At 69.7% G+C, this 4,971-nt stretch carries 4 protein-coding genes and 2 pseudogenes; 3 read left to right on the top strand and 3 right to left on the bottom strand.

The features are described from left to right. Window positions 1-450: 450 nt before the first annotated feature. Complete coding sequence (locus AB0I77_RS53105) at window positions 451-681, bottom strand: zf-HC2 domain-containing protein (RefSeq protein ID WP_363290256.1); 231 nt, start codon at window positions 679-681, stop codon at window positions 451-453. Between the two features lie 158 nt (window positions 682-839). Here AB0I77_RS53105 and AB0I77_RS53100 point away from each other — a divergent pair, with 158 nt between their 5' ends. The 3 genes and pseudogenes from AB0I77_RS53100 to AB0I77_RS53090 form a co-directional block, all read left to right on the top strand. Further along, complete coding sequence (locus tag AB0I77_RS53100; RefSeq protein WP_363290255.1) at window positions 840-1,082, top strand: hypothetical protein; 243 nt, start codon at window positions 840-842, stop codon at window positions 1,080-1,082. A gap of 345 nt (window positions 1,083-1,427) precedes the next feature. Further along, window positions 1,428-1,526: pseudogene (locus AB0I77_RS53095) on the top strand (hypothetical protein); the annotation flags it as partial. A 46-nt stretch (window positions 1,527-1,572) separates the two neighbouring features. Continuing rightward, window positions 1,573-1,695 (top strand): annotated as a pseudogene (locus tag AB0I77_RS53090) (IS630 family transposase); the annotation flags it as partial. Window positions 1,696-1,755: 60 nt separating this feature from the next. Here the strand turns inward: AB0I77_RS53090 and AB0I77_RS53085 are convergent. Together AB0I77_RS53085 and AB0I77_RS53080 are read right to left on the bottom strand one after the other, a co-directional pair. Further along, complete coding sequence (locus tag AB0I77_RS53085) at window positions 1,756-4,767, bottom strand: BTAD domain-containing putative transcriptional regulator (protein WP_363290254.1); 3,012 nt, start codon at window positions 4,765-4,767, stop codon at window positions 1,756-1,758. Further along, window positions 4,764-4,971, bottom strand: a 208-nt coding sequence (locus AB0I77_RS53080; RefSeq protein ID WP_363290253.1) for a hypothetical protein, incomplete at its 5' end; no start/stop codon positions are given. The genes AB0I77_RS53085 and AB0I77_RS53080, both read right to left, overlap by 4 nt.

The raw sequence follows: 4,971 nt of genomic DNA, 5'->3' as shown, positions 1-4,971 counted from the left end.
AAGGCCGAGCCGTTGCTCTGCCGGTGCTCGCCGAAGAGGAGGCCGAGCACGGCTCCCAGCACCACCGTGTGAGCGGCCCATGGGATCCACGACGGATCCGTCACGACTGCCACGATCGCGCCTCCGGGTAGTCCGGCGATGATGCCGAACAAGAGTCTTCTGAGCAGAGTCATGGATGTCTCCGGTAGTCGCATGGCCTCCGCCCAGGGGGAGGGCGAAGGCCATGCGAGATCTGGGGGCTCCAGCGCCCGCTGTCAGACGTTCAGAGCGGGCGCGCCTGCCGAGCGTTACAAGTCCCTTGGAGAGAAAGGCGCCAGCGAGGGTGTGGAGCGTTCGGAGACGGTGTAGATCGGGCCGATGCCGGGCCGACGTAGGGAAGGCCAGGCGGTAGCCCGGCAGGAACCAGACGTGCGTGGGGAGTTGAGCCCAGGTCCTACTGAGTACAGGGAATCACTGCCGCTGCCAGTCCCGGAAAGCGGTGAGCAGATGCTGCCTGGCGTCCGGTGAGATGCTGTCCGGGGTCAGTTCGCCCGTTGTGGCGATTGTCTGACGGAATTGATCGAGGTAGCGCTCGCACCCGGAGCATTCCGCCAGGTGCTCGATGAAGCGTCGCTCGTCCTCTTCGGGCAGGGTGCCCTCGATGAAATCGGTCACCAGCTCTACGAAGTCAACGCAGTTCACGGTTGTCCCCTCCCGCCGCGACGTCATGGGCACCGGACAAGTAGTCCTCCAGCTTACGGCGTAAGAAGGCCCTGATCCGCACCAACACCGAACGCTTCGCGTCGTCATCGATCGACCTGCTTCTCTCGTCCGCAGCGAGCGACGAGAAGGCGCGCGAGGTGTGGGACTACGTCATCGCGCAGTACCGTCAGGCGCTCCGGGATATCGCGCAGCACCTGGTCGCGATCGGTGTCGTCGCTCCGCATCTGGACGTCGACGCAGTAGCGGATCGCCTGTGGCTCTGCTTCGGACTACGGGCATGGCGAGCCCTCGTTGTGGACTGTCACTGGAGCTACGACGCCGCCGAGCGCTTGCTCACCCGCCAGGCCATCACCCTGCTCGAGGACTCGAAGCCGTCGTAAGGCATCGATACAGCCTCGGCACCAGTCGCGCCCTGACCTCCGCCACGGAGCTCGTCCCCGAGGGCGACCGCCGGGCATGGGTCGCCGAGAATTTCGGGATCGACACGGTCCCGCACCTCGCCGTCGTGCGGCTGCTGGCCAACCGTGGCTACGCGGTGCTGTAGGTCAACTTCTGCGGCGTCTCAAACCTCGTCACCTTCCTGCGGACCGTACCGGAGTTCGCGCGGCCCCACCTGGTCAACAATTGGTACCTCTACGCCGGTGATCCGAGCGACCCTCAGCAGGAGGCGGACCTGCTGGGCCCGCTCACCCATCAGCCGGGTGGACCAGATCCGCACACCACTGATGGTGATCCAGGGCGGCAACGACGTCCGCGTCGTCAAAGCCGAGTCCGACCAGATCGTCGACGCCCTCCGCACCCGCGGAGTCAAGGTCGAATACCTGGTCAAGGACAACGAGGGTCACGGCTTCGTGAACCCGGACAACAACCCTGCGCTGGCGCAACGCCAACGCCCGCCATCCCGACGTCCTCGCCGAACAGCGCCGCGAACGCGCCCGTATCCGCAGCGAACGACAACGGTGTTGGGGCCAACCCACCAACAAAGCAGCCTGACCCCAACACCGTGGTCGTCCCAATCCTCCTGAGGTTTCCGTCTTTCTCGGATCCGTTCTGTTACGGACGTGGGCGGTGTTCTGGCTGTTCGGCTCTGTGGCGGTACGGCTGGGTCGTGGTCGGGTGCGTGGGGCTGGGAGTCAGTTCCAGGCCGGCAGTGGTGGGATGCGGTCCGGTGTCCGGCGTTCGTTCGTCCAGGCGGTGGAGTTTCCCCCGGATTTCCTCGGCGTCCGGACGGAGCGGCAGCCCCGCGAGGGGGCGTGGACCATGGTCGAATTCCTCGACGATCGCAAGAGCCTGCCGCCAGCTGGTGTGGGCCGCCTCCGGCTCGCCGGCGGCCAGGTGGACGTCGCCGAGGTGGTACAGGGTTTGGCCCTCGCCCCGACGGTTGCCGATGTCGCGGTGCGCGTCGAGCGCCTGGTGGTAGTGGTCGATCGCGTCGTCGTGGCGGTTCAGCCGGTGCTGGAGGGTGCCGAGGATGTCGAGTGTGACGCCTTCGACCCAGCGGTTGCCGCTGGCGCGCAGGACGATCAGTGCCTGCTCCAGACAGGCGATGGCCTCGTCGAACCGGCCGAGCCGCCGGTAGGCGTCGCCCAGGTTGGCCAGGGCGATGCCCTCCCCCCAGGTGTTGGCGTTGATCCGGTGGAGGGCCAGCGCGCGGCGGATGTACTCGACGGCCTTGTCGAGCCGGCCGGCCTGGAGGTAGGCGTTGCCCAGGTTGCCCAGGGCCTGGCACCTGCCGTACATGTCCCCGAGTTCCCGGCAGTGGACGATTGCCTGCCGAAGGCGGTCGATGGCCTCGTCGAAGCGGCGCATCGCCGTCAGTGCGGCGGCCACGTCGTTGAGGCTCCACGCCTCGCCCGTGCGGTCGTGGGCGTCGCGGGCGGTGTCGAGGGCCATACGGGCGGTGTCGAGCCAGTCGTGCAGATGGCTGCGGAGGTAGAAGAACCCCCACAGGGCGGCGGTCAGTCGCCATGCGATGCCCGGTCGGCGGGATGTGGCGGCGTGGTGCACCGCGGCGACGAGGTTGGGGCGTTCGGTCTCGCACCACTTGAGGGCCTGGTCGTGCGCGGTGAACGCCAGGGGGTGGCAGCCGGGGGGCAGCGGTTCGAGGGGGACCCGGCGGCGGTGCGGGGTGAGGTGGGTGTAGGCGGCGTCGGCGGTGTGCAGGTACCAGCACAGAAGCCGGTCCACGGCCCGGTCCCTCTCCTGTGGTGGCTCTTGCGTGACGACGCGTTCGGCGGCGTAGACACGCAGCAGGTCGTGCAGGGTGTAGCGGCCCGGTGCGTGCTCGGTGAGCAGGTGGGCGCGGGTGAGTTCGGTGAGCAGGCCGCGGGTCTCACGTAGGGGGAGCCCGGCGAGGGCGGCCGCGGCGGGCGCGGAGATGTCGGGGCCCCGGTGCAGGCCGAGCAGGTGGAACAGTCGGGCGGCCGGGGCGGACAGGGCCTCGTAGGACCAAGAGAAGACCGCTCGTACATCGGTGGCGAGGTCGCCCCCGGCGAAGGCGTCGAGGCTGCCCTGGGTGTCGCGCAGTTCCTTGGCGATGGCTTCGAGCGGGAAGCCGGGGTGGGTGGCGGCTCGGGCGGCGACGATGGCCAGGGCCAGCGGCAGCCGACCACAGTGCGCGATGATCTCGTCTGTCGCCTGGGGTTCCGCCGCCAGCCGTGCGGCGCCGATGCGGCGCAGCAGGAAGCCGTGTGCCTCGGCAGGCGTCAGTGCGCTCAGTGTCAGCGGATGCGCCCCGTCGCCTGCGATCAGGCCGATGAGCTGGCTGCGGCTGGTGACGATGACCAGGCAGCGGGGGCAGCCGGGCAGCAGGGGGCGGACCTGTTCGGTGTCGCGGGCGTTGTCGAGGAGGATCAGCATCCGCCGGCCGGCGAGCAGGCTGCGGTACAGCGCCGCTTGGGCGTCGGGGGAGGCGGGTATCCGCTGCGCGGGGACGCCGAGCGCGTCGAGGAAGATACGGATCGCCTCCGCCGGTGACACCATCGAGCCGCTCGGGTCGAAGCCGCGCAGGTTGATGTAGAGCTGTCCGTCGGGGTAGCGGTCGGCGATCCGGTGGGCCCAGTGCACGGCCAGCGTGGTCTTGCCGATGCCCGCCATGCCGCCGATCGCGCTGATCACCACCGTGGACGGCAGCTCCCCCTTGTCCGGCAACAGGGCCTGGATCCGCGCCAGTTCGCCTTGACGGCCGGTGAAGGCGGCCAGGTCGGCGGGCAGTTGTGCGGGGCGAGCCGGCTGCTCGGCGGCCAAGGACTCCTGCGGGCCGGCCTCCTGCGCAGCGGCAAGGTCCAGTGACGGGTCGGCGGTCAGTATGCGGTCGTGCAGCTCCCGCAGCGACACGCCGGGTTCGATGCCCAGTTCGGCCACCACGGTGCTGCGTATCCTGCGATACGCCGCCAGCGCCTCGGCCTGCCGTCCCGACCGGTACAGCGCCAGCATGAGAAGCTCTCGCAGCCCCTCCCGCAGCGGGTGCTCAACCGTCAGCGCGGTCAGCGCGGCGATCACCTCGCTGTGGCGCCCGAGCTGGATGTCGGTGTCCAGGCGGGTCTCCAGCGTGGTCAGCCGCACCTCGGCCAGCCGGGAACGCTCGGCCTCGGCCAGCGGCCCGGGGAGCCCGGCCAGCGCAGTCCCCTCCCACCCCTCGAGCGCGGCGTGCAACAGCTCCGCCGCGGCCGCCACCTCACCCGCGGCACGCAGCCTCCTCGCCTCGGCCACCCCCTGCTCGAACACCCCCAGGTCCACAAGATGTTCCGGAACACGGGCCAGATACCCGTCCGCGGCCGAGACGACCACCCGCGGGGACTCACCGGCCTCACGCCCGGGCTCCAGCACCTTGCGCAGCCGCGACGCATAGGTACGCAGCACGGACACAGCCGAAGGCGGCGGCCTGTCGCCCCATACGGCGTCGACGAGTTCGGCGACCGTGACCGGACGCCCGCGCCGTAACAGCAACACCGCCAGCACCACCCGCTGCTGCGGCGACCCCAGGTCGAGTTCACGCTCACCGCACCACGCCCGGACCGGCCCCAGCACCGCAAAACGCAACGATTCTTCACAGACCGTGTTCATGACTCCACCCAGGCGTTCCTCGCCGCGATCATCGTGCCACCGACCGTGATCAGCTCCCCGGTCACAGACGCCGACCGGTAGGTGAACACCCGGACGGGAGGCGGCGGCTGTTTGGCCCGCTGGGGCGCCGGCCGAGGCGGGTGCCAGGTCGAAAGGGCGTGGAAGGTGAGCCCGGCGATCGCGCCGAACAGAGCGGCGCCGACG

Source organism: Streptomyces sp. NPDC050619 (genome assembly GCF_040654815.1).
Lineage (GTDB): Bacteria > Actinomycetota > Actinomycetes > Streptomycetales > Streptomycetaceae > Streptomyces.
Note: the sequence above shows the minus strand (reverse complement) of the source record. Positions and strands in the feature narration are given on the sequence as shown.